The following is a 25,453-nucleotide window of genomic DNA, read 5'->3' as shown; positions in this document are numbered from 1 at the left end:
TAATTAATTATTAATAGTGACACTTACCACACTCTAGACCACCGATCATCGCTGCAGTCATTTTTTCACCTTTCTTCAACTTCTCGTGTGCCTCGATCAACTGATCATAGTATTTATTATCAGCATTCACCTCTGTCGTTTTATGACAGTCCACACACCACTTCATCGTTAACGGCGAGTACTGATAAACCTCTTCCATAGTCTCTATAGGACCGTGACAAGTCTGACATTCCAACCCTGCGACAGTAACGTGCTGCGAGTGATTAAAATATGCAAAATCAGGCAAATTATGAATTCTAACCCATTCTATAGGACGAGGATTGTCACCATACGTACGTGTATCTGGATTCCAATCTACCGCACGGTATAATTTCAAGATTTCTGGAGAAGTTTCTCCCTCATAATGATCCGATGCAGTAATTGTATTATGACAGTTCATACACACATTTGCAGATGGAATCGATGCATTCTTAGACTTGTAAGCACCACCGTGACAGTATTGACACTCGATCTGATTCACCCCAGCGTGTATCTGGTGGGAGAACTTAATAGGCTGAACAGGCTTATACCCCTGATGTACACCCACATTCCACATTGTCTGCCAGCCTAAAACAGCTAACAAGCCAACAACCATTAAAGCCGTAAAACCAACAAGCTTTTTGTTTTTAAGAAATTTCTGAGCAAACCTAACTCGACCGCTTTCCTCTACCGACTCATTACGTACACGAGCCGCTTCTACTGCCGCTTGGTTATTTGCAATAACTTTCTCTAACGTCTTCGTAACACGACTTAAGATAACAATCACACCAATAGCCAACAAGAAGATAGCCACCATACCAATAATCATAAAATTATTAGCATCGGAACTAGCAGCAGCACCACCCGTAGCAGCACCTGCAGCAGGTCCAGCAGCTAAACGAGCTTCTTCTTCTTTTACAAAGGCAATAATTCCTTTAATTTGATCATCGGAGAATTGTGTAAACGCAGGCATCGCTACCTTGTTATACTCTTCAAAGATTTGCTTAGCCATTGGATCTCCAGAAGCAATCATTGCCCCAGAGTTTTTAATCCACTTCACCAACCACTCTTCATCATGACGTTCAGACATACCTGCCAATGCAGGTCCTGTAAATTTCTTATCAATCTTGTGACAAGAAGTACAGTTAGCCTTAAATAACGCAGCTCCTTCTTTTGCATCCTGCGCGTTGGATGTCATTGTAACGGCAAATAACAATACCAAACTGATCGATATTGACTTCGCAAGTCTTCCCAATACGGATGAGATATTTCTCATATTTAGCACTTTATACTATTTATTTATGAATATAAAAATTACTTTACTCTATTGCCGGAGCACACAGTCCTACCAAACAATGCACAAAAGTATAACTTTATAAACAATCCCTGACAATTTAATGACGCAAAAGATCAATTTAAAACCATTCTAAATAACTGGATAGATATTAAGAAAACTGAGCTCAGGACACTAAAAACAAAGCTATACACCCAGCAAAAACTCTAACAAATCGACGGTTTAGAAATAAGTGACAGTACCGACGCTTTTACGTAGCGAAAATCATTTATTGGTAAAATTAAAACAACTACCTTAGTATCTGTGCCTAAAAGTAAAACTGTATATAGCTATACTTAGCTTACTCTTCTAGGCAGGCATAGCGCGCATACCTTTTGACCCATTCTTTCCTCGAAACCTGTATTCACAAAAGCGAACAAAACTAACGGGCGATAATCTCACAGGGCACAACAACCTGCACAAGCTCCTTATTTTTACCGTTAATCTCATTTATTAGTATGTCGACTACCTTTCGAGCGATTTCGTGAATATTTTGAGAAATGGCTGATACAGCGGGTTCGACCAACGAAAAAACAGCATTCTCATCAAACGACACTACCTTTTCAATACCAAGGTCATATCGTTTTATGGCTTTCAAACCTGAAAGTGCTAAATAATTGGTCGCAAACAAAACCCCATCCAGCCTATTATCCTGAATAAAGTCTCTTATTTGTAGAATAGTATCCTCATCAGCCTGCGCCCGCACTATTTTCTTGATCAACATATCTTTTCCCATAGCGTCTACTGCTTCCATATACCCTTCCATACGACCACGCATCTGCAATTGGTTGGAATTTATCGTAACCAATCCTACTCGAGAAGCTTTCTTTTCCTCCAGCAAAAAACGTGTACCAATAAGTGCCCCATTGTGATTTTCCGAAATCACAAAGTTCGTTTCCAAATCTTCTAGATGTCGATCAAATAAAACAACAGGAACATTATTTTTAAGTAATTTCTGAATAACCTCGGTCAACCCTTCCGTAGGAGCGATGATGAAACCATCGATCTGCCTATCATAAAATAATTGAATTAGCTCTTTTGCCCTATTCACATCATTATTCATACTACAATACACAATGTGATAACCAAAATCATAAGCTAGCTTCTCAATCTGGTCTGCTATATTAGCAAAAAAAGAATTCGAAATATCTTCTACCAAAAGCCCTAAAGTCTTTGACTTTCCTGTCCTCAAACTCTTCGCCAACTGATTTGGTTTATACCCTACTTTATTCACATAATCCAAAACCCTCTTAGTCAACGCATCACTGATACGCTTCTCTTTAGCTTTATCATTCAATATAAATGACACTGTAGTTACGGAAATTCCCAGGTTCTTGGCAATATCGGAAATAGATAGTCGCTTCTTCATTTTCCTAAACTACTAAAATATTACAAAATTTTAGCAAGTAAATAACCAATTATTTGCTAAAAGGTTTTATCTTCACAGCTAGAAGATCATATCCATAAACTAAACTCATGACGTACAAATCAAACAAAGCCCGGTTTGCTGTCGCCATCCTATTCTTATGCTTGGGACAAACTAAAGCACAGCAAACAGATTACACCCAATACGTGAATCCTTACATTGGATCAGCAGATCATGGTCACGTATTTGTCGGAGCCAACGTTCCATCTGGCGCTGTCCAAGTTGGTCCAAGCCAGATTGCTCAAACTTGGGACAAATTCAATGGTTGGGACTGGTGTAGCGGCTACAACTATAAAAGCGAGGAAATTCTGGGCTTTACGCACACACATCTCAGTGGCACTGGAATCGGAGACCTCAACGATATCTTGATTCTTCCGGCAACCGGAAAGAAACACTTATCGCCAGCTCCTTTCGGCAAAATGGATCAAGGCTACGGTTCCAGGATCAGCAAAGCCAACGAAGCTGTAAACCCCGGCTACTACCGTGTCCTCCTAGAAGATTACAACATACTGGCCGAAATGACCAGCTCAGAACGTGTCGGTTATCATCGATATACGTTCCAAAATAAAGACAATGCACATTTACTGATTGACCTCAGCTTTCGCATGGGCTGGGATACCCCCACAGACACCTACTTAAAGCTCGTCAATGACAGCACGATTGTTGGTTATCGTTTTTCAAAAGGTTGGGCCAATGATCAAAAAGTTTACTTTGCCATAAAAGCTTCCACTTCACTAAAAAACCTTAAGTTTTATAATACCAACACTCCAATCAATGGATCCCTAGTGGTAAAAGGTGAAAACATCAAGGCGCTAATAGACGTCGACCCCAGTCGACCGGTCGAGCTAAAAGTGGGTCTCTCTCCAGTAAGTTTCAACAATGCATTAGACAATATTCAACAAGAGATTCCCTTCTGGAATTTTGAAAGGGCAAAAACAAATGCAAAGAAGAAATGGAATGACGTATTGGCGAAGATTGATTATCAAGCGGATGAAAAACTGAAAACAATTTTTTACACCGCCCTGTACCATTCTTATTTTGCACCTACCCTATTCAATGATGCCAATGGAGATTACATGGGTACAGACAAACAGATCCATCGCCGTGAAAACTTCGACAACTACACGTTCTTTTCTCTTTGGGACACCTACCGTTCACTACACCCACTAATGACCATCCTGGAGGACAAGAAGAACAAAGATTATATTAAAACCATGCTTAAGATTTACCAACAACAGGGTAAGCTTCCCGTATGGCATCTTTGGGCGAACGAAACAAACACTATGGTGGGACTCCCTGCTATTCCTGTTGTGGCCGACGCTCTGCTTAAAGGATTTATCGACAAGGAAGATCATGAATTAGCATTTGAAGCCGTAAAAACGACTGCAATGGGGCATGACAATGGTTTAAAATTCGTTAGAGACTTGAGCTATATACCGATCGACAGTATGGATCACGAATCCGTCGCATGGGCATTGGAGTATGCTATCGCTGATTTCGGCGCCTATCAAATGGCAAAATTCTTAAATAAAAAAGAAGACGCCGACTATTTCGAAAAACGCTATAAACTATACGAAAAATACTTTGATAAAGAAGTGGGCCACTTTGTAGGTCGACATGCCGACGGAAAATTCCGTAGACCATTTGATCCACTCATGGCAAAACATAGGGAAAACGACTACTGCGAAGGAAATGCATGGCAATACACTTGGTTGGTTCCCCAAGATGCACATGGTCTAATCAATTTATTCGGTGGCGACCAAAAATTCATCAACAAGTTGGATGAATTTGTTCAACTCCCAGAAATACTAGACAATGCATCTCCCGACATTTCAGGAATGATCGGACAATATGCCCAAGGTAATGAACCCAATCACCACGTCCCTTATCTATATGCGTACGCAGGTCAACAGTGGAAAGGTGCAGAACTCGTACGTAAAGCAATGACTAAATACTACACAGAAATGCCAAATGGTCTATGTGGAAATGATGACGCAGGACAGATGAGTGCTTGGTATGTATTCTCTGCAGTGGGCATCTACCCAGCTAATCCTATGGATGGTAAATATGTATTTGGCTCACCATTGATGGAATCCGCCAAAATAAATCTACCTAATGGCAAACAGTTTGAAATTAACGTAAAAAACTCCGGGACTGACAATGCTTATATCCAAAAAGTAACGTGGAACGGTAAACCTTATGAGAAGAGCTATATCCTACATACCGACTTAATTCAAGGCGGGAAGCTTGTATTCGAAATGGGATCAAAACCAAATAAGAAGTTTGGACAGGCTTTAAGCAGTAGGCCGTAAAGGAGCTCTATCAAAAGCAAACTGCCAAAATAACACAGGCACAGATATTGTAACTAAATGTTCAAAAGAAAGGAAATTACCACATGAAAGATTTGGGAAACATAAACATTAAGGATATTAATGATAACGATGGGAAAGATTTCTATACCAGCTTCAGAGAAAAACTGGTAGATGTCGAACAATTCCCTACATTATATACCTTTAAATTTATTGTACCTGCTACAGAAGAAAACAAGCAAACAATAGAAAAGCTCTTTGAACACCCAAGCACAAAAATCCAGGTAAAAGATTCAAAGACTGGAAAATACAACTCGTTGACGATTGAAACTTTTGTAAACAGTGCCGACGATGTTATCGATTATTACAAAAAAGTATCGTCCATTGAAAAAGTGATAATGTTATAACACAAAAAAGGCTGTCATATTGACAGCCTTTTTATATGCTTTTAAGCTTCGACTTCTTCCGAAGCAAATTCTTCGTACAGTGTGGCAAAGTTTTCGTAATCTTCAGCAGATTCAGGCTTAAACACTCTGATTTTTTGATCCTCCACAAACTGAAGAACATCTTTATTCAGATTATCATCCGCCATTACTACTACATCAGTGTAACTTAATGCTCCTTTGTGAACATCCGCATAACTTCCAGAACCGTATACTTCGGCATCCGCCTCAGAAACATCCTCCTGCGCCGCCATCCCTGCATACTTAACACCTAGACTGTCCGCAGCTGCAAAATCCTTATCTTCGTTAAACAACGAATAGAAAACTTTTGCATCTTTAAATGTAGGATCATCATGGTACACCTTTTTAAGATACATTGGTATCATAGCTGTAAACCATCCATGACAGTGTACTACATCTGGCGACCATCCCAATTTCTTGACTGTCTCCAGTGCGCCTTTGCAGAAAAACAATGATCTTTCATTGTTATCATCAAAGAACTTTCCACCCTCATCCCTAAAAATCTTCTTTCTTTGGAAGTATTCCTCATTATCCAAGAAATACACCTGCATACGCGCCGCAGGCAAAGAAGCCACTTTAATGATTAATGGATTATCGTTATTATCCACCACTATATTCATTCCCGACAACCTTATCACCTCGTGAAGACGATTTCTGCGCTCATTAATATTACCAAAGCGTGGCATTAGGATACGTATTTCGAATCCTTTTTCCTGCATAGCCTGTGGTAATTGACGAGTTATTTCAGAAATTTTACTTATTTCAAGGAAAGGCGACATCTCGTGGGTAACAAACAATATTTTCGTTTTTGCCATCTCCAATTGCTTTTTTTATTTATTTGAACAGTAAAATCGGTCTACAAAGATACGAATAATATCCAATTTTTACAATTCATTAAAAAAGACACCTTTCTAATTACAAATATATTATGCAATTTTGCCCCCTATTTTGCTCAAGCAACTATGGAAATATATAGTACAAAAAGCGAACTTCAGGCCCAGCTACAGCAGATACGAGAGGCTGGTAAAAAGATTGCATTGGTACCCACAATGGGTGCCCTACACGAAGGACATATTTCACTGATACAGGAGGCTCAAAAAGCTGCTGATGTAGTAGTATGTAGTATATTTGTGAACCCCACACAGTTTAACGACCCACAGGATCTAGAGAAATATCCTCGCCCCATTGCAAATGACATTAAATTGTTAGAACAGCAACAATGCGATATCCTTTTCTTACCTACGGTTGAAGAGATGTATCCTTCGACAAATGAAAGCTGGGAAATAGATCTTGGAGACCTTGACAAAATATGGGAAGGAGCACAAAGACCGGGACATTTCCAGGGTGTCACACAGATTGTATACAAGCTATTTAACCTCGTATCACCCGATGTAGCGTGCTTCGGACAAAAGGATTTTCAACAGGTAATGGTCATACAGTACATGATCGACCTCAAAAAGCTGCCTATTTCTCTCCTAATATGCCCGACCATACGCAGTAATGAAGGCCTGGCACTAAGCTCTAGGAATGCACGTCTCTCCGATAAAGGACTACGAGATGCTTTAGTCCTTTATAAAACATTAGCGCAGACTAAAATTGATTTTGAAAGCAAATCACTAGCAACGTTGAAAGAGGAGGCTGTAGATAGATTGACAGCAGATCAACACGTCAAGTTGGAGTATTTTGCCGTATGTGAAACCCGAACTTTGAAAGAAGCCACCACGAAAGACGAATCCAAAAAATATGTCGCCTTAGTGGTCGCCTGGGTAGAAGGCGTACGTCTCATAGACAACATGCTACTAAACCCGTAACAATTAAAGAATAAATAACATTTTATAGCAAACTATTAATAAGATAAAAGCTAATTTTGTATTATGATGATTGAAGTAATGAAGTCGAAAATTCATAGGGCTCGTGTCACACAAGCCGAATTGAATTATGTGGGGAGCATCACCATCGACGAGGACTTGATGGATGCAGCTGATATAATCGCCAACGAAAAGGTACAGATTGTCAACAATAACAACGGTGCTCGATTGGAAACTTATGTCATTCCGGGACAAAGAGGATCTGGAACAATATGCCTTAATGGTGCAGCAGCCAGGCTGGTTCAGGTTGGTGATATCGTCATCATTATTTCCTATGCAACGATGGAAAGAGAAGAAGCAAAAAAACACGAACCAAGATTGGTATTCCCAGACGACCATAATCGTCTTATAAAATAAGAAAATTGATAAACACTATTTCTAGATATCGCAGACTATTCGCCTACCTTCTTGCAGGGTGGATGTCTGTTATTATCATTAGTGGAATAGTGTTTATGCACAAAGAGGTAACTTCTAAGGGTGAGATTATTACACACATCCACCCTTATAATTTTACCAACAAAAAAGATAAACACCACCACAAAAACGATGCAGAGATCCAATATCTCAACGTTGTTTTTCAGGGTACATTCATTGAGACGGTTTTTACCGTATTTGAAGCACCTTATTTTCAGGAATTCGAATATGTATCTTATCCGTCCTACACAAAAACCTACCATTTTACCGAACACCTTGATACCTACCTTCGAGGCCCACCAGTGCTTGTTTAATATCTTTTTTAGACAATCGGTTAAAAACAACGATATATAATAAAATATGGATCTGCTGTATTACCATCTAGCGTCGCTGGCATGCGTAATGGTGTATTAGGTCCTATGTTGTATATCCACTTTTTTAAGCTATAGTCTGAAAAAGACATCCCATATGAGGCTAATCCTCATAATCCTAACTTATTAACACGTTATTAGCGAAAAACAAGCACAACATATAATTATGTCCAAATTTTACTATGGCCTTATCACGGCCGTATTTATACTATGCCACACACTCAGTGTATATGCACAACAGATAACAGGGTATGTCCATGATGCAGACGGCAACCCCATTGAAAATGCCACAGTCCGCTTCGAAGGAAACAATACTGGAACAAAAACCGCATCTGATGGAAAATTTGAACTAGCATTACCAAGTTCAAAAACAAAACTTTCCATTCGTGCAATAGGATATATCTCTATACAGCAAATCATTGAAAAAACGACATATAAAAGCGGAAACATCTTCATTTTGGAGAAAGATAACCGCAATCTCGATGAAGTGGTCGTATCCGGCACGCTAAAAGAAGTATCCCGGCTAGATAGCCCGATTCCGGTAGAAGTATATTCGGCTAAATTCTTCAGAGCGAATCCTGCCCCTACTATATTTGAGTCCTTGCAGAACATCAACGGGGTCCGTCCACAGATTAATTGTAGTGTGTGTAACACAGGAGATATCCACATTAATGGTTTAGAAGGCCCTTATACGATGGTACTTATTGACGGTATGCCTATCGTTTCAGGTTTATCAACAGTATACGGATTAAACGGTATCCCTCAGGCATTGATCGAACGCGTAGAAATCGTCAAAGGTCCTGCATCTACACTATACGGAAGTGAAGCTGTGGGCGGGCTTATCAATATTATTACAAAAACGCCGGCCAATGCTCCGATGTTTAGTTTAGAAACTTTTGGCACAACCTGGCAGGAATATAATATCGATCTTGGCGGAAAAGTTAAAGTCGGATCTGCTCAATCCCTCATTGGTGTCAACTATTTTAATTATTCCAATCCTATAGACAAAAACAAAGATAATTTCACCGACGTCACATTACAGGACCGCATTTCACTGTTCAATAAGTGGAATTTTGCGCGCAAAGACAATAAAACGTTATCTGTAGCTGGACGTTTTGTTCATGAAGATCGTTGGGGTGGTGAAATGCAGTGGAACAAAAAATACCGTGGAGGTAGCGAAGTCTATGGGGAAAGCATCTATACCAAACGATGGGAGTTAATGGGTATATACGATCTTCCAGGCAATGAAGATCTCTCTCTCTCCATCAGTGCTAACGGTCACAACCAAAACTCAGTATATGGTAATACCAAATATCTAGCCGACCAGCGCATTTTCTTTGGACAGCTGACCTGGAACAAAGTTCTTAAAAACCACGATTTACTAACAGGTTTGGCTTATCGATACACCTACTACAACGATAACACCCCTGCTACGACAGAATCCTCGCACACACATTTGCCCGGGTTATTCGTACAGGACGAGATCACGTTGCACCCACAGCATAAATTGCTGTTAAGTGGCCGTTATGATTACAACTCTATCCACGGAAGCATTTTATCTCCAAGGATCAATTACAAGTGGAATTCCAAAGACAAGAGCCATGTATTACGGATCGGCGGTGGCAACGGCTACCGTGTAGCCAATGTATTCACAGAAGACCATGCCGCACTAACTGGGGCACGCGAGGTTGAATTTATTGGTGACCTGAAACCAGAAACCTCTTGGAATGCAAACGTCAACTATGTAAAGAAATTCTACTCGGATAACGGATCGGTTTTCGCTATAGACGCGACAGGCTTCTACACGTACTTTACCAATAAAATCATTCCTGACTACGAGACAGATATCAATAAGATAATCTACTCCAACCTGGATGGACATGCTGTCTCCAAAGGGATATCACTCAACCTGGACTGGGCACACCATAGCGGCCTAAAAGCAATGATAGGTGGTACCGTGATGGATACCTACAGTGAAGAAAAAGGCGTACGCGAATGGCAGATGTTGACCGAAAAATACATGGCAACCTGGACTATTGGCTACAACATTAAACCGATCGGATTAAGTATAGATTATACTGGAAATGTAATAGGTCCGATGCGACTACCTGTGTTAGGAAAAGGTGACGAGCGTCCAGATAAATCCAAAGCGTATAGTATACAGAACATCCAATTGACCAAGCATTTCAAACATGGTATTGAAGTATTTGGCGGGGTAAAAAATCTATTAAACTGGACGCCAACAAAAGGAATCCCTTTCTTGATTTCACGTGCTCATGATCCGTTTGAGAAAATTGATGATCCCAATTTACTTCCATTTGACCCGAACTATGTGTACGGGCCTAATCAAGGAATACGTGGCTTCCTTGGAGTAAGGTATAATATCTTTAAATAATGATCAATGGTAAATTGTTAATGGTGAAATATCTATCCCATATACGATCTTTACTTTTAATATCGGTTTTATTTGTGACAGGCACTAGCCTGTCGCAAATAAAACCGATATCCATTGCACATGTCGATAGCCTATTAACAAACGAGCCAAAGCCTCTGCTGATATTGCTTTCTACGGAATGGTGTCAGTACTGCCAAATGCAGAAACAGCAGATCCGTAAAAACAACAAATTCCTACAAAAGGAAAGTCTATTCCATTATGTGGAATTTGATGCTGAACTCAAAACACCTATCCAATTTCAAGGCAAGGAGTATGTATTCAAGCCCACTGGCGCCAATGTTGGCACCCACGAACTCGCTGTAGCATTAAATGGTCCAAACAAACTAGCTTTTCCAACCTGGGTACTACTGGACAAAAATTACCAGGTACTCTTTCGGCATGGAGGTGTGCTACGCCCACAACAGATAAATGAACTACTAGATACCCTAGAAAAAGAACGGTTATAAAGTGCAATAGCAAATAGATTTAAGAGGTAAAACACAAAAACAAACTATCTAGTTATAAAGCAGTTGTTAAAATTTTACTAATTTTAACAAAAAAATGTAGCGTAGATCTTAACTTTAGCGTTCTAACCCTAAAATAACTATAAATTTAGATAATGAAAACTTCATTTATGAAAGATTCATTGCCACTTAAAAACAACTTATATTTAATGAAAAATCTATTTAAGACCGTATTGTTTGCTGCTGTTGGAACTGTAATGTTTGCTTCGTGTAATAGCAAAGATGATTTTGATTATGAAGGAGAAAGACAACGAGTGCTCGAGCAAGAAAAACTTATAGATGCTCAATTGTCTAAAGAGAGCATTGAAATTGAAGATTATGTTACGGCCAATTTTGGTAGCGGAGCGCAAGCCGATTCACTACTAATCCCTTTCCAAGTTTTAGAAAAGAAGGTCAAAAGAGGCTTTTGGTATGACGTTGTGACTACACCTACCGAAGAAGATGACAAAGCGTACACTTGGGAGTTAACAACTTCAGGATATAGCTATATCGCTAAACCCGCTAAAGTGAAACTTAAATACACAGCGAAACTATTAGATGGTACTATTGTTGAATCAGATTTAGAAGGAAGTAATTACGATATAACACCATTTAAAACGGACTCCAAAGTATTTACATCCACATGGTATTATACGTTCATCCCTTATTCTATAAAAAACAACTCAAATAATACTGTTATTGGAGGTTTCACCAAAAATGGATTAAAGAAAGGAAGTAAAATTCGGGTTGTTACACCGTCCATATACGCATATGGTTCTGTTGCTAAAGAGGCTGATGGGACGAACACTCTAGTAAAGATTCCAGCAAACTCACCACTGGTTTACGAATTTGAAGTACTAAGTATTCAATAAGTAAAAAAAGCCTATATTTAGAGAGAAGACAATTGTCTTCTCTTTTTTTTGAACAAAAAATGAACAGTAATATTATGAACAAAACACTTTCCTATTTAGTAGCAGTTTTTGCCTTTGTAATTTTGATTACTTCCTGCAACAAAAATGATTTTGACTTTGAAGCTGCTCAAAAAGAGCAGGCCAAACGAGACTCAATTGAAAGGGCACGCATAGATGATCTTATTAAAAAGCAGGCGTCAGACCTTAAAATCTTTGCAAATGATAAAATGCCGGGTGCCACTCTAATCGACTCTTTAGGTATTTGGTTTATAGTTGATGCCGTAGGACAAGAAGACTCATATTCATACAGACCACACCCTAACGGAGGTATCATAGCACCTGAAGTAACAGTAAAATATAAGGGAACTTTTCTTGACGGAACTATATTTGATCAAACAGAAACGGATAAAACAGCTACGTTCTCTTTAGCAAATACAATTAAAGCCTGGCAATTTGCTTTTTTACCAAAAGAAATTACTTACAATGGAAACAAATATCCTCTAATTGGATTAACGAGCACTGGCTTAAAAAAGGGGTCTAAAATAAGGTTTGTCACTTCTTCTCCTTGGGCATATGACGCACTAGGTAGTAAAGGACCCGATGGAAATGTAAAAATTCCAGCAAATTCACCTTTATATTTTGAAATTGAGGTCGTAGACATAAAGTAATTCCGACTAAAATAGTCTCATAATAATAAAAACAGCGCCTGATTGTCTCAGGCGCTGTTTTTATTTTGGTTAACTTTTCATTATTCTCTCCATACAGCCCACTAGGGTTGAACTAGATATCAACTAGGGAGCACTTTACTATTTAACAAGGATTTTATTCGGACTTCATTCGGAGATAGTACGGACTTCATTCGGATAAAATCGAATAAAGTGCTTATTATCTGTGGGTAATATCCAAGTATATTCTTTTTTAAAATATAATATGGTACTAACTTGCCCCCTATTATTTAGTATATTAGTATCAACTGAATAAACTTAAAGTAAGATGGGAAAAACTGAAAATGGACCTATGGGATCTGCCAGCGGAAAAGTCGGGCCTCTCGTATATTACAAATGGAAAGATAAGGACTGTGTTCGAAGCAGGCCCCGAGTTAATAAAAAACGTAAACTCTCAACTGATGAGAAAAAAAACCGAGGCAAATTTGGTTACACGCAAAGGTTTTTAAGTAATCTTACTGAGGTACTAAGACTTGGCTTCCACAATTACAAGCAAAACCAGACGGCTTTTAATTCGGCAATGTCATATACCCTAAATAATGCCGTAAAGTCTGATGATGATGGCTTTTTCATCGACCATTCGTTATTCCATATCAGTAAAGGGATTGAATCTCCATTGACAGACGCGACACTAATATATGAAGATGGCATACTAAGTTGCCATTGGGATTACGACCCAAAGACAGTTAGAAGTGCTGGTTTCTTTCGTACGCTTTTCGTAGCTATACCCGAAGACCAAAATCTCAGTATCTGTGGTGATGCTTTGAACAGGGATCTAACGCATAGGCAAGAAGAGATGACTATCCCAGCCTCTCCTGACAAGGATAAGCTCTATCATATCCACCTTGGCTTTGTCGCAACAGATCATAGCAATCAAAGAATAGACAGTATTTATGTCGGTACAGTTACAGCTTAACGCTGAAACTGTACCCCCTACTTGCCTTTAAACTTAGATTGCTCCAATATCTTTTGCGCATCTTTTTCCTTGAAAAGCGCGACAAGATCAATTTCGGGATGACTTTCCATGTATTTACGTACCATCATCCAGCCGATATAAGAACCTAACTTGGGCGCAGATTCATTATTCTCACCCAATTCGGGAGTGAAAGGCGCATCCGTAAAATATTTTTGTGTCTTCAAGTAGTCTGTGTCGTACAATAGCCCTTCTTGAAGAAACCAAGCCCAGATATCTTTCTGATATTTCTTTGCCCATGCAAGCTGCTCTGCTGTATACCCTATCTTTACCTCATCAGAAGCCTCTTCTAACAATACGTCCATCGCATACAAGATCTTGCCGTTATACAGCATATGTTGTAGCGTATTCTGATTAACATTATCCTGAGGTAGAATTTCTTCGCGAAGAACAGTCTCTACCACACGGGGTGTTATATTTTCGGGGGTAAACCGCCGCGACATATACAGCGGAATAGAACGTACCAATGCCGGATAAAATTTGGAATCGACACCTAAAAACATATCTAATCCTATACCTATATAATCTTCTCCAATGGGGGTCTGAAAGGAGAAGCCTCCCATAAAAGCTATAAACCGAGGCATCTTATATGCCGGAAAATAATACTTAATATACTTAAATGCCTTGGTAAGCTCTTCTTCCTGTTTATCCAAATTCGGGAATTTCTGCGCTACTTCATGCGCCAGATCTATAAAATCTTTTTTCTTTAGGACCTGGCTCAAATGATCTGCCAGCATCAAACTATCCCCCGGATCACCTACTTCCAACATTTGATTCAAGTAGTCTGAATAGAAATAAGGATATTCCTGCTGCCATTCGGTATTCTTTAAAATGATATCCGAATCTTTAAGGGTATTGAAACGCTGATCGAAGCGCTCGACCTTAACGGTAAGATCTATCTTCGAGACATCCGGTCTCTTTATAGTCTCTTCTTGACTACAAGAACTTATTGTGACATGGAAAAGAGCAATAATTAAAAAAAAGGAATATTTTTGTAGTAGTTTCAAATACATAGCTATCAACTTAAAACACAAAAGTATAATTTATATAACAATTAAAAACTATGGTCCATATTACAAAGGCTTTCTTTTCTTTCATTTTCATATGCTGCTCCCTTATTTCGACGCAAGAAGCCTACGCACAGAGCTACTACGGTGGTAGGGAGAAAAATATCCGTTTAGGTCTTACCGTAAATCCTAATCTTGGCTGGTTACGTTATGAAAACGATCAGGAATCAAGTCCTAAAATCGGTTTTTCCTATGGCCTAGTTGCAGATCTGGGCTTTGCGAGAAACTATTATTTCTCTACAGGTCTATTAATCAACTCCATAAATAGCCGTACAGAGCCCGCATATCTGAGCGTCGACAAAAATGATCCTGCTATACCCACCTACAAAGACATCTCTTTGAAATATGTTGAAGTACCTTTGACAATCAAACTAAAAAGTACGGAAAATGACCTGGGCCGCTTCTATGGACAATTTGGTTTTACAGCCGGAGTCAAGGTATCCGCAAAAGAGAAATTCGAGAATGACAAGAAACAAACGATGAGTGGTACTGACCTCTTCCGTCTCGGGCTCCAAATTGGTGGTGGTGCAGAGTGGAGACTGGGCAATGATATGGGGCTTATGACCGGAGTGACTTTCAATAATGGTTTTACGAGAGCTATAAAGGACGGTAAACCGAGATCATCGTATGCCGCACTTAATATCGGCTTGCTTTTTTAAAAGAAGTCAGAAGTGATAAGTTTAAAATCAAAAACTAGATAAAATAAATGAGAATAGCATTAGCCCAGCTTAATTATCATATTGGTAATTTTGAACAAAACGAAGAGAAAATAGTCAGAGCCATTAATCAGGCAAAGGAAGCGAAAGCAAATCTTATCGTATTTGCAGAGCTGGCTATAGGTGGCTATCCGGCCAAAGATCTTCTGCGCAATGCTGTTTTCCTCGATCAATGTCAACAGTCCTTATCCCGGATCGCCACACACTGTGACACGATAGACTGTATTATAGGTGCCCCTATACATAATGGTAAGGAAGAGGGAAAACCTTTATCCAATGCAGCAGTGGTTCTATCGAAGGGAAAAGTACAGAATAGTTACAAAAAATCGCTACTCCCAGATTACGATGTTTTTGATGAGTACCGGTATTTCGAACCAAACCGCGATCTACACTGTATTGAACTATCTGACCTTAAGATCGCGCTTACCGTTTGTGAGGATCTATGGGACAATGACCAGGACAATTCTTATAAAGGCGATCTGATGCTGGAATTGGCCCAGGAAAAGCCGGATCTCATCATTAATATTGCAGCTTCTCCATTTTCATACGTACATTACGAAAAACGTATAGCAGTACTGAGCGCAAATGCTTTGAAGGCTAATGCGCCTTTAATCTACGTCAATCAAGTTGGTGCTCACACAGATATCATATTCGATGGCCGCTCACTCGCCATGACCAAAAGTGCATCCGTCATTGCAGAACTCCAGGCCTTCGAAGAAGATCTACAATACGTTACCTTCGAAAGAGGTGATCTCCATACTACCGTAGATTTTCGCCCCGAAGAGCTAACAGAAACAGCCCGTATACATCAAGCTTTGATCTTGGGTCTGAAGGACTATTTCTCCAAATCGGGTTTTAAAAAAGCCGTATTAGGTCTATCGGGCGGATTAGACTCTGCTATCGTAGCAGCTCTAGCCGTCGAAGCCTTAGGTGCAGATAATGTATTGGCCGTATTAATGCCTTCGGTCTATTCTACCGAGCATTCTCTTAAAGATGCATTGGACCTGGTAAACAATACAAGTTGTCAACACATCGTGTTACCCATAAAAGAGATCGCTCAATCTTTTGAAGACACTTTAAGTGATGCCTTCAAGGGCTTATCGGCCGACACGACAGAAGAGAATATACAAGCCCGTACCCGGGGCACCTTATTAATGGCTATTTCCAACAAGTTTGGTCACATCCTTCTTAATACCTCCAACAAAAGCGAAGCAGCTGTTGGTTATGGCACCCTATATGGTGACATGGCGGGGTCATTAAGTGTAATTGGCGATGTGTATAAAACCCAAGCTTATAAATTGGCCAAGTATATAAACCGGGATCGAGAAATAATCCCTATCAATACGATAGTGAAACCCCCTTCTGCCGAACTTAGACCAGATCAAAAAGATTCGGATTCGCTTCCGGACTATGCCATACTAGACGCTATTCTATATCAGTTGATCGAACTGGAGAAAGCAGGCTCTGAAATCATACATTTAGGTTTTGAGGAACAGCTAGTCAGGCGAGTTACGAAATTGGTAAATAACGCAGAGTTCAAACGCTTTCAGGCCCCGCCCATATTAAGAGTAAGCCCCAAAGCTTTTGGTTCAGGAAGACAAATACCTTTAGTCGCAAAATTTTCGTTCTAAACGTTAAACCTTTTGAATCACAAGAAGTCATATCGTATATAATTAGGTTTAGTTATGAAATATCCCTGTAGCACGGTCCGCCATATCACGAATAAACTTCGTTGGGATATTCCATATTGCAGGTTAAAATCAAATTAAACAAATATGAAAAAATTAGCAATATTTATAACAGCATTTGTACTTTTAGCGTTTGCATCGTGTTCTTCGCACAAGTACCACACGACACGCGTCCAAAATATGGACTTCAGTCAGTTTAAAACGTATGGCTGGTTACCTCCATTGGATTCACTATCCAAGGACTATTACAACAATGATATTGCGAAGGGTAATATTATGACTACAGCTAACAAAGAAATTGAAGCACGAGGTCTAACCTATTCCAAAGATAATCCGGATATTTTGTTCCGCTATATCGCTATTGTCAACAATAAGAGCAGAATGGTATACAGCACACCTTATTATGGTGGCTGGGGCTGGGGAGGTCCTTGGGGTTGGGGCGGATACTGGGGCTGGGGCGGCTATTACGGCGGTTCTTATCCAGTCGCTAAAGAAAGAGTAAGGTATGGCCACATTATCTTTGAGGCTATCGATCGCAAAACAAATAATGTGATCTGGCAAGCTAGAGGTACTTCAGAGGTAAATGAACCCGAAAGAGCGATAAATGAACTACCTAAAGTAGTCTCCGGCATCATGAAAGAGTACCCGTTGCCGATATTGAAAAAATAAAGATATCAGAATAATAGTTAAATCTAAAACCGTTAGATCGATCCTCATTTTACGATTTAGCGGTTTTATTCGTTTATTGTTTTTTTCTGAAAGTGTCCGTATTTAATGGACATCAAGAACTTTCATGATTCAATTGAATCATGAAAGTTTAATTTTTCTTGTATTCCTTCATTATATTTAGGACATTTATGATGTATTTAACATCATTTATCTATTTCTAACTATGCATAAGTCCATTTTATCTTTAGTTTTTCTATTCTTAGTATCCAACAGCTTCGCACAATTGACCTTGCAGCAAAAACTACAATCTAACTTAAACCTCACGTCGCAATTTCAAGTTTTGTTGGCTCAATCCAGATCTCAAGATGCTGATTTTAAAGTAATAAGAAAATCTAATATAGAAATCATACAGAAGAATGTAAGTGACTCCATCTCTAAATACACCAAAGAAATAGCGTCTCTTAAAAACAATTCTTCTTCGTCGGTCGCTACGGTAACGGGCTTAAGAGACTCGTTGAGTTCCGTTCAAAGCGAACTACAAACGGAAAAACAAAAAACAGATAGTATCTCTTTTCTTGGAATAGATTTCGCCAAAGGCGCCTACCACACTATTGTATGGGTAATCATTGCGGTATTAGGTATTGGTTTCTTTACGATGTTGATTTCTTTCCGCAAAGCGAAGGTGGACACTGTGGAACATAAAAAAACGGCCGAAGAGGCTCAAAATGAGTTCGCGCAGTACAAAAAGAAGGCTATGGAAAAAGAACAATTACTAAAAAGACAACTACTCGACGAGCAGTTAAAAAGGGATTCATAAATAGCTTAAAAAAAACTTACTATTTATTTTTTTATATGTTTTGCTTTTAAATAGATATACCTTATTTTTGCATTCCAAAATACAGCTATGAAAATAGCTGTTTATAAATAGATTAATAAATTTTAGTCCCTATAATATGCCCAATATTGGTAAAATAGCGCAGATTATCGGCCCAGTGGTTGACGTCAACTTTGCCGACAATGAAAATCTTCCTAAGATTTACGATGCATTGTACATTGAAAAAGAAAATGGACAACGTGTCGTTTTAGAAGTTCAACAACACCTTGGTGAAGAGCGTGTTCGTACGATTGCGATGGATGCAACAGAAGGTTTGGTACGTGGCATGAAAGTAGTTGATACTGGTGCTCCGATCAAAATGCCTATTGGTGAAGAGATCAAAGGTCGTGTATTTAACGTAGTCGGTTCGCCGATTGACGGCCTTCCTGAATTGGACAAAACAAACGGACGGTCTATCCACAACACTCCTCCTAAATTTGACGATCTTTCTACAGAGTCAGAAGTTCTTTTCACAGGTATCAAAGTAATTGACCTTTTAGAGCCTTATGCAAAAGGTGGTAAAATCGGATTATTCGGTGGTGCTGGTGTAGGTAAAACAGTATTAATTCAAGAATTAATCAACAATATCGCAAAAGGACACGGTGGTCTTTCGGTATTTGCCGGTGTTGGAGAGCGTACACGTGAAGGAAATGACTTACTTCGTGAAATGTTGGAATCTGGTATTATCAAATACGGAGAGCATTTCATGGAAGGTATGGAAAAAGGTGAATGGCCTTTAAATACTGTAGATTCAGAGTTAATGAAAGACTCTAAATGTACATTTGTATTCGGTCAGATGAATGAGCCTCCAGGTGCGCGTGCACGTGTAGCATTATCAGGTCTTACTATTGCAGAGTACTTCCGCGATGGTGATGGCGAAGGACAAGGACGTGACGTCTTATTCTTTATCGATAATATCTTCCGTTTTACACAAGCTGGTTCCGAAGTATCTGCTTTATTAGGTCGTATGCCTTCAGCTGTAGGTTACCAACCTACATTAGCGACAGAGATGGGATTGATGCAAGAGCGTATTACTTCAACTAAAAACGGATCAATCACTTCAGTACAGGCCGTATACGTACCTGCCGATGACTTAACTGACCCTGCTCCAGCGACAACTTTCGCTCACTTGGATGCTACTACAGTATTGTCTCGTAAAATTTCTGAGCTTGGTATCTACCCTGCGGTGGATCCATTGGATTCAACTTCACGTATCTTATCCCCTGCAGTATTAGGTGATGAGCACTACAACACTGCTCAACGCGTAAAAGAAATTCTTCAACGTTATAAAGAACTTCAAGATATTATTGCGATCTTGGGTATGGATGAGTTGTCGGAAGAAGATAAATTAACTGTAACGCGCGCTCGTCGTGTACAACGTTTCTTATCGCAACCATTCCACGTAGCAGAACAATTTACAGGCTTAAAAGGATGTTTAGTAGACATCAAAGACACTATCAAAGGATTCAACATGATTATTGATGGTGAAGTAGATGAATACCCAGAAGCAGCTTTCAACTTGGTAGGTACAATTGAAGACGCTATCGAGAAAGGTAAGAAATTATTAGCAGAAGCAGTTTAATATAGAGTAGATAGTATTTAGTATACAGTAGTTAGATATCTTGTCTTGCTATCAATTAGGAAAATATATTCTAAATACTAAGTACTAACTACTTAATACTATCAAAGAATGAAATTAACAATAATAACTCCAGACAAATTAGCTTACGAAGGCGACGTGACTGCTGTCACTGTACCGGGATCGGCAGGTTCTTTTCAAATTTTGAAAGGCCACGCTGCTATTGTGTCTACGCTAGACGACGGAAAAGTCATTATTAAGGATATTAGTAGTGTCGAGCACGTCATTATTATTAAAGGTGGTGTGGTTGAAGTAAAGGACAACAATATCATCGTTTTAGCGGAAGGAATTGTGCAAGAATAAAGAAAGAAAACGATAATAAAAGAGCCCTTAAGACTTCAAGTTTTAAGGGCTCTTTTTTTGGTCTATAGACTTGCTATTTTGAAAAAACTAAATGGGTATTTGGCGATTTTAGGAAGAATTTGACGGAAATTCATAAAAATGATAAACCTTAAAAAATGAACCAATTTTAATTCGGGTTCACGTTCAACAAAATAAAATTCTGAAAAATACAACAAACAAGATTAGAGTAAAACAAAAATAAAAACAACATAAAATAATAAACTTTTTCAAAATACTCTATTTGCCTATTGTATAAAATTTTAAATCGAGCTAACTTGAGGAAGTGAATAAATGGGCAAGCCTATGCAATACTATAATCAGAATACATTAGTCTATCTTAACGGCGAATTTGTGAAAGCGAATCAAGCTGGTGTTGACCTATTTGGTCAATCCTTGCATTACGGTTATGGTGCCTTTGAAGGGCTGCGTGCTTACAACACACACAATGGAACTCGTATATTTAAAGCCGAAGCGCACTTCGAACGTTTAAGAAAATCCTGCGAGGCTATTAGATTGCCTTACAACTGGGACAACCGTACGCTCATAGAAAAGAGCTATGAACTGCTAGAGACGAACAACCTAAGATCGGCCTACATCAGACCCTTGGTCTTTTCGGGATCAAACATGCATCTCACTCCTTCGGAACAGGCTAACATCATGATCGCAGCCTGGGAATGGGGACCTTATCTGGGACAGAATCTGCTTAGGGTTAATATCTCTACTATTGAACGTCCGAATCCAAAATCCTTTCCTATTGAAGCAAAGGCCTCCGGACAATATATAAACTCAATACTAGCTACAAGTGAAGCCCTACGTCATGGCTTTGACGAAGCGCTTTTACTGGATAGAGAAGGGTTTGTAGCTCAAGCATCAAGCGAGAATATCTTTATCGAGAAAGATTTTAAGATATATACGCCTCCTTTAGACAATGTATTTCCAGGAATCACCCGTCAGACTGTCATTAATATATGTAAAGAATTAGGGTTTGACATTATTGAAAAAAAATTAACGATCCAGGATATATATGGTGCAGACTCTGCCTTTCTAAGCGGAACTGCTGCTGAAATTATTGGGATCAAACAAGTAGACCATGTCATCTATAAAGAGGACTGGGAACATAGCATAGGTTCATCTATCCAAAGAAAATATAAAAACTTAGTTTTAGAACAAGAAAATTATGAAGTCATCATCTGATAACGAAAAAGCATTAAACAAGTACAGTAGAATATTCACGCAGGACGAAACACAACCCGCGGCCAAAGCAATGTTGTACGGGATCGGCCTTACCGATGCCGATATGGACAAAGCTCAAGTCGGTATTGCCAGTATGGGATACGATGGTAATACCTGCAACATGCATTTAAATGATCTTGCACAAATTGTTAAAAAAGGTATATGGGCCAATGACCTTGTGGGGTTAACTTTTGGTACTATCGGTGTCAGTGATGGGATGAGCAATGGTACCGATGGTATGCGTTATTCATTGGTATCGAGAGATGTCATCGCCGACAGTATTGAGACAATCTGCGGTGGACAGTACTATGATGGTGTTGTAGCTATCCCTGGATGTGACAAAAACATGCCCGGTGCTATCATGGCAATGGGTCGCTTGAACCGTCCTGCTATCATGGTATACGGAGGGACAATCGCTCCTGGCCACTACAAGGGGGAAGAATTGAATATTGTATCGGCCTTTGAAGCGTTGGGAAAAAAAATTGCAGGAACAATATCAGATGAAGACTATGATGGTGTGATACGTCATACCTGTCCTGGCGCTGGTGCTTGTGGCGGTATGTATACGGCAAACACGATGGCTTCTGCAATTGAAGCATTGGGTATGAGTCTACCCTACTCGTCTTCCAATCCAGCGGTATCAGAAGAAAAGAAAAAAGAATGTCTAGAAGCAGGGAAATATATCCGTATTCTATTAGAAAAAGATATAAAACCTTCGGATATCATGACGCGAAAGGCTTTTGAAAACGCCATCCGTACCATCGTAATACTTGGTGGTTCGACAAATGCTGTCTTACATTTTATAGCTATGGGCCACGCAGTGGGTGTAGAGATCACGCCAGACGACTTCCAACGTATGTCAGATGAGACTCCGGTATTAGCCGACTTAAAGCCTTCGGGAAAATACCTCATGCAGGATCTGCACAACTATGGAGGCGTACCTGCTGTATTAAAATACTTGTTGAATGAAGGCTTATTACATGGCGAATGCTTGACCGTAACGGGAAAAACGCTTGCCGAGAATCTCGAAGATGTCAAATCGATCATGGACCATGAACAGCCTATCATACAGCCCCTAAACAAGCCTATCAAGCAAACTGGGCATTTACAGATATTGTATGGAAATCTTGCTGAGCAGGGTTCTGTCGCTAAGATATCGGGAAAAGAGGGCGAAAAATTTGTTGGCCCTGCCCGTGTGTTTGATGGAGAGCACGACCTCGTAGCGGGGGTTTCTTCGGGCCGTATCAAACCGGGAGATGTTATTGTCATTAAAAACGAAGGACCTAAAGGGGCTCCAGGTATGCCCGAGATGCTCAAACCGACAGCCCTAATTATCGGTGCTGGCCTTGGCAATTCTGTAGCCTTGATTACTGATGGCAGATTTTCTGGAGGTACACACGGTTTTGTGGTGGGTCATATTACGCCCGAAGCATACGAAGGCGGACTTATCGGACTCGTACAAGACGATGATACTATCGAAATCGACGCGGTGAACAACACTATAAGTCTAAAGGTCTCTGATGAAATAATAGCAGAACGCCGTAGTGCTTGGAAACAACCTGCTCTAAAGGTGAGCAAAGGTGTTTTGTATAAATATGCTAAAACAGTAGCGAATGCTTCGCAAGGCTGTGTAACAGACCTATAGAATTAAAAAGAGAAAAATTAAAAATTAAAAAAGTAATACGTCGACTCAATTTTTGACTTTTTACTTTTAACTTTTGACTTAAATAAAAATGAGTACACTGGAAAAAACCGAAACAAAGGACAACCAAACTACTACGGCAGTGTCCCAATTAACCGGCTCACAAGCGGTATTGGAGGCCTTAATCCACGAAGGTGTGGATACCGTATTTGGCTATCCGGGTGGCGCCATTATGCCGATTTATGATGCATTGTATGATTACAATGATCGATTGAAGCATATCTTGGTACGCCATGAGCAAGGTGGAATTCATGCTGCACAGGGGTATGCACGTACATCAGGACGTGTAGGTGTAGCTTTTGCAACGAGTGGTCCGGGCGCAACAAATCTGGTCACAGGTTTAGCAGATGCCATGATTGATAGTAACCCTATCGTCTGCATTACCGGACAGGTGTTTGCGTCTCTATTAGGAACAGACGCTTTTCAGGAAACTGATGTTATCAACATTACCTCTCCGGTCACTAAATGGAGTTACCAGGTAACAGAAGCATCCGAAATCCCTACCGCACTAGCTAAAGCTTTTTATGTCGCTAACACCGGGAGACCAGGCCCAGTATTAATCGATATTACTAAAAATGCGCAAATAGAGCTATTCGACTATTTAGGTTATGAGAAATGTACACATATCCGTTCCTACCGTCCAGCTCCTATCGTAAGGAAAGAATATATACAAAAAGCTGCCGAAGTAATCAATGCAGCAAAGAAACCGTTTGTTCTCTTTGGACAAGGCATCATACTCGGAAAGGCTGAGCAAGAGTTCAAGTCCTTTATCGAAAAAGGGGGCTTACCTTCCGCGACAACGGTCATGGGATTAAGTGCCTTGGAAACCGACCATCCGCTACACGTAGGAATGTTGGGTATGCATGGAAATTATGCTCCCAATGTAATGACCAACGAATGTGATGTACTGATTGCTGTCGGAATGCGATTTGATGACCGTGTTACGGGACGTCTTGATAAGTATGCCAAGCAAGCAAAAGTGGTACACTTGGATATAGATCCTGCCGAAATAGACAAAAATGTAAAAACTACTGTTCCAGTATGGGGCGACTGTAAGGAGACATTACCGTTATTGACTGAACTGATCAATAAAGGCGATCATACAGCGTGGTTACAACAATTCCGCGAACTAGAGAAAGAAGAAATTAAAGAAGTAATCCAAGACGAATTAAATCCGAAAGGTGACGTACTAACCATGGGTGAAGTCGTCAATGTATTAAACGAACTAACCGGAGGAAATGCTATCATAGCGACCGATGTTGGTCAGCACCAAATGATTGCCTGTCGTTATGCGAAGTTCAACCAATCGAAATCAAACGTTACCTCTGGCGGACTCGGCACTATGGGATTCGGACTACCTGCGGCTATTGGAGCTTGGTATGGTGCGCCCGATCGCGACGTCATCGCTATCATTGGTGATGGTGGTTTTCAGATGACAATACAGGAACTGGGCACTATCATGCAATTTGGAGCGAAGGTTAAGATATTGATCCTGAACAATCAATTTCTTGGTATGGTACGTCAATGGCAGCAGTTGTTTAACGACAAACGTTACTCCTTTGTAAACATCACCAGCCCTGACTTCGTTGCTGTAGCAAAAGGATATTATATCGAGGGAAATAAAGTCTCTGAACGTAAAGACCTTCGTGCGGCATTGGAAACAATGTTGAACCACGATAGCTCCTACTTATTGGAAGTGATGGTAGGAAAAGAGAATAATGTTTTCCCTATGGTTGCACAAGGGACGAGTGTCTCAGAAATAAGATTAAAATAA

The 25,453-nt window shown here is 39.8% G+C and carries 23 protein-coding genes; 19 read left to right on the top strand and 4 right to left on the bottom strand.

Annotated features, from left to right (window positions below; translation table 11 throughout):
* Positions 1-10: 10 nt before the first annotated feature.
* Together B5X76_RS11870 and B5X76_RS11865 are read right to left on the bottom strand one after the other, a co-directional pair.
* A complete protein-coding gene (locus tag B5X76_RS11870; protein WP_079643330.1) occupies positions 11-1,294 on the bottom strand; it encodes a cytochrome c3 family protein in 1,284 nt (427 codons plus the stop codon).
* Between the two features lie 439 nt (positions 1,295-1,733).
* The gene (locus B5X76_RS11865) at positions 1,734-2,720 is read right to left on the bottom strand and encodes a LacI family DNA-binding transcriptional regulator (RefSeq protein ID WP_079643329.1); all 987 of its coding nucleotides are present in this window, start codon (positions 2,718-2,720) and stop codon (positions 1,734-1,736) included.
* Between the two features lie 107 nt (positions 2,721-2,827).
* Here B5X76_RS11865 and B5X76_RS11860 point away from each other — a divergent pair, with 107 nt between their 5' ends.
* Both B5X76_RS11860 and B5X76_RS11855 read left to right on the top strand, forming a co-directional pair.
* Positions 2,828-5,089, top strand: a complete 2,262-nt coding sequence (locus B5X76_RS11860; protein WP_079643328.1) for a GH92 family glycosyl hydrolase — start codon at positions 2,828-2,830, stop codon at positions 5,087-5,089.
* Positions 5,090-5,172: 83 nt separating this feature from the next.
* A complete protein-coding gene (locus B5X76_RS11855) occupies positions 5,173-5,493 on the top strand; it encodes a DUF493 domain-containing protein (protein WP_079643327.1) in 321 nt (106 codons plus the stop codon).
* 41 nt (positions 5,494-5,534) lie between these two features.
* On the opposite strand, the gene B5X76_RS11850 is transcribed toward B5X76_RS11855, so the two are convergent.
* Positions 5,535-6,365: a glycogen/starch synthase gene (locus tag B5X76_RS11850; protein WP_079643326.1), complete on the bottom strand. Its 831-nt coding sequence runs from the start codon at positions 6,363-6,365 to the stop codon at positions 5,535-5,537.
* Between the two features lie 147 nt (positions 6,366-6,512).
* Here B5X76_RS11850 and panC point away from each other — a divergent pair, with 147 nt between their 5' ends.
* From panC to B5X76_RS11810, 8 genes are all read left to right on the top strand, one after another.
* Positions 6,513-7,361 (top strand): pantoate--beta-alanine ligase, encoded by an 849-nt coding sequence (gene panC, locus B5X76_RS11845; RefSeq protein ID WP_079643325.1) that lies wholly within the window; start codon positions 6,513-6,515, stop codon positions 7,359-7,361.
* Positions 7,362-7,424: 63 nt separating this feature from the next.
* A complete protein-coding gene (gene panD, locus B5X76_RS11840; RefSeq protein ID WP_079643324.1) occupies positions 7,425-7,775 on the top strand; it encodes an aspartate 1-decarboxylase in 351 nt (116 codons plus the stop codon).
* A 5-nt stretch (positions 7,776-7,780) separates the two neighbouring features.
* Positions 7,781-8,146: a hypothetical protein gene (locus B5X76_RS11835; RefSeq protein WP_245801029.1), complete on the top strand. Its 366-nt coding sequence runs from the start codon at positions 7,781-7,783 to the stop codon at positions 8,144-8,146.
* A gap of 223 nt (positions 8,147-8,369) precedes the next feature.
* Positions 8,370-10,598 (top strand): TonB-dependent receptor, encoded by a 2,229-nt coding sequence (locus tag B5X76_RS11830; RefSeq protein WP_079643322.1) that lies wholly within the window; start codon positions 8,370-8,372, stop codon positions 10,596-10,598.
* Positions 10,598-11,104 (top strand): thioredoxin family protein, encoded by a 507-nt coding sequence (locus tag B5X76_RS11825; protein WP_079643321.1) that lies wholly within the window; start codon positions 10,598-10,600, stop codon positions 11,102-11,104. Before B5X76_RS11830 ends, B5X76_RS11825 begins: the two co-directional genes overlap by 1 nt.
* Positions 11,105-11,310: 206 nt before the next feature.
* Complete coding sequence (locus B5X76_RS11820; RefSeq protein WP_176141049.1) at positions 11,311-12,012, top strand: FKBP-type peptidyl-prolyl cis-trans isomerase; 702 nt, start codon at positions 11,311-11,313, stop codon at positions 12,010-12,012.
* A gap of 74 nt (positions 12,013-12,086) precedes the next feature.
* Entirely contained in the window at positions 12,087-12,719 is a 633-nt protein-coding gene (locus tag B5X76_RS11815; protein ID WP_079643319.1) for an FKBP-type peptidyl-prolyl cis-trans isomerase, read from the top strand.
* A gap of 325 nt (positions 12,720-13,044) precedes the next feature.
* The gene (locus B5X76_RS11810; protein ID WP_079643318.1) at positions 13,045-13,692 is read left to right on the top strand and encodes a DUF6266 family protein; all 648 of its coding nucleotides are present in this window, start codon (positions 13,045-13,047) and stop codon (positions 13,690-13,692) included.
* A 17-nt stretch (positions 13,693-13,709) separates the two neighbouring features.
* On the opposite strand, the gene gldB is transcribed toward B5X76_RS11810, so the two are convergent.
* Positions 13,710-14,762 carry a gliding motility lipoprotein GldB gene (gene gldB / locus B5X76_RS11805; protein WP_245801028.1) on the bottom strand — a complete coding sequence of 351 codons (1,053 nt, stop codon included), beginning with the start codon at positions 14,760-14,762 and terminating at the stop codon, positions 13,710-13,712.
* 50 nt (positions 14,763-14,812) lie between these two features.
* On the opposite strand from gldB, the gene B5X76_RS11800 reads away from it, so the two are divergent.
* The 9 genes from B5X76_RS11800 to ilvB all read left to right on the top strand — a co-directional run bounded on the left by B5X76_RS11800 (position 14,813) and on the right by ilvB (position 25,453).
* Positions 14,813-15,475, top strand: coding sequence for a porin family protein (locus tag B5X76_RS11800; protein WP_079643316.1), 663 nt, complete (start codon positions 14,813-14,815; stop codon positions 15,473-15,475).
* A gap of 47 nt (positions 15,476-15,522) precedes the next feature.
* On the top strand, positions 15,523-17,163 hold the full coding sequence (locus B5X76_RS11795; protein ID WP_079643315.1) for an NAD+ synthase: 1,641 nt from the start codon (positions 15,523-15,525) through the stop codon (positions 17,161-17,163).
* 144 nt (positions 17,164-17,307) lie between these two features.
* A complete protein-coding gene (locus tag B5X76_RS11790) occupies positions 17,308-17,889 on the top strand; it encodes a DUF4136 domain-containing protein (protein ID WP_079643314.1) in 582 nt (193 codons plus the stop codon).
* Positions 17,890-18,112: 223 nt separating this feature from the next.
* Complete coding sequence (locus B5X76_RS11785) at positions 18,113-18,706, top strand: hypothetical protein (RefSeq protein ID WP_079643313.1); 594 nt, start codon at positions 18,113-18,115, stop codon at positions 18,704-18,706.
* A gap of 136 nt (positions 18,707-18,842) precedes the next feature.
* Positions 18,843-20,345 carry a F0F1 ATP synthase subunit beta gene (gene atpD, locus B5X76_RS11780; protein ID WP_079643312.1) on the top strand — a complete coding sequence of 501 codons (1,503 nt, stop codon included), beginning with the start codon at positions 18,843-18,845 and terminating at the stop codon, positions 20,343-20,345.
* A gap of 108 nt (positions 20,346-20,453) precedes the next feature.
* Complete coding sequence (atpC, locus tag B5X76_RS11775) at positions 20,454-20,705, top strand: ATP synthase F1 subunit epsilon (RefSeq protein WP_021071268.1); 252 nt, start codon at positions 20,454-20,456, stop codon at positions 20,703-20,705.
* Positions 20,706-21,047: 342 nt separating this feature from the next.
* Complete coding sequence (locus tag B5X76_RS11770; protein WP_079643404.1) at positions 21,048-21,938, top strand: branched-chain amino acid transaminase; 891 nt, start codon at positions 21,048-21,050, stop codon at positions 21,936-21,938.
* The gene (ilvD, locus tag B5X76_RS11765) at positions 21,922-23,622 is read left to right on the top strand and encodes a dihydroxy-acid dehydratase (protein ID WP_079643311.1); all 1,701 of its coding nucleotides are present in this window, start codon (positions 21,922-21,924) and stop codon (positions 23,620-23,622) included. Before B5X76_RS11770 ends, ilvD begins: the two co-directional genes overlap by 17 nt.
* 88 nt (positions 23,623-23,710) lie before the next feature.
* A complete protein-coding gene (gene ilvB / locus B5X76_RS11760) occupies positions 23,711-25,453 on the top strand; it encodes a biosynthetic-type acetolactate synthase large subunit (protein ID WP_079643310.1) in 1,743 nt (580 codons plus the stop codon).

It is taken from the genome of Sphingobacterium nematocida (genome assembly GCF_900168125.1).
GTDB lineage: Bacteria > Bacteroidota > Bacteroidia > Sphingobacteriales > Sphingobacteriaceae > Sphingobacterium > Sphingobacterium nematocida.
The sequence above is the reverse complement of the archived record's forward strand: the minus strand, read 5'-3'. Positions and strand labels throughout refer to the sequence as shown.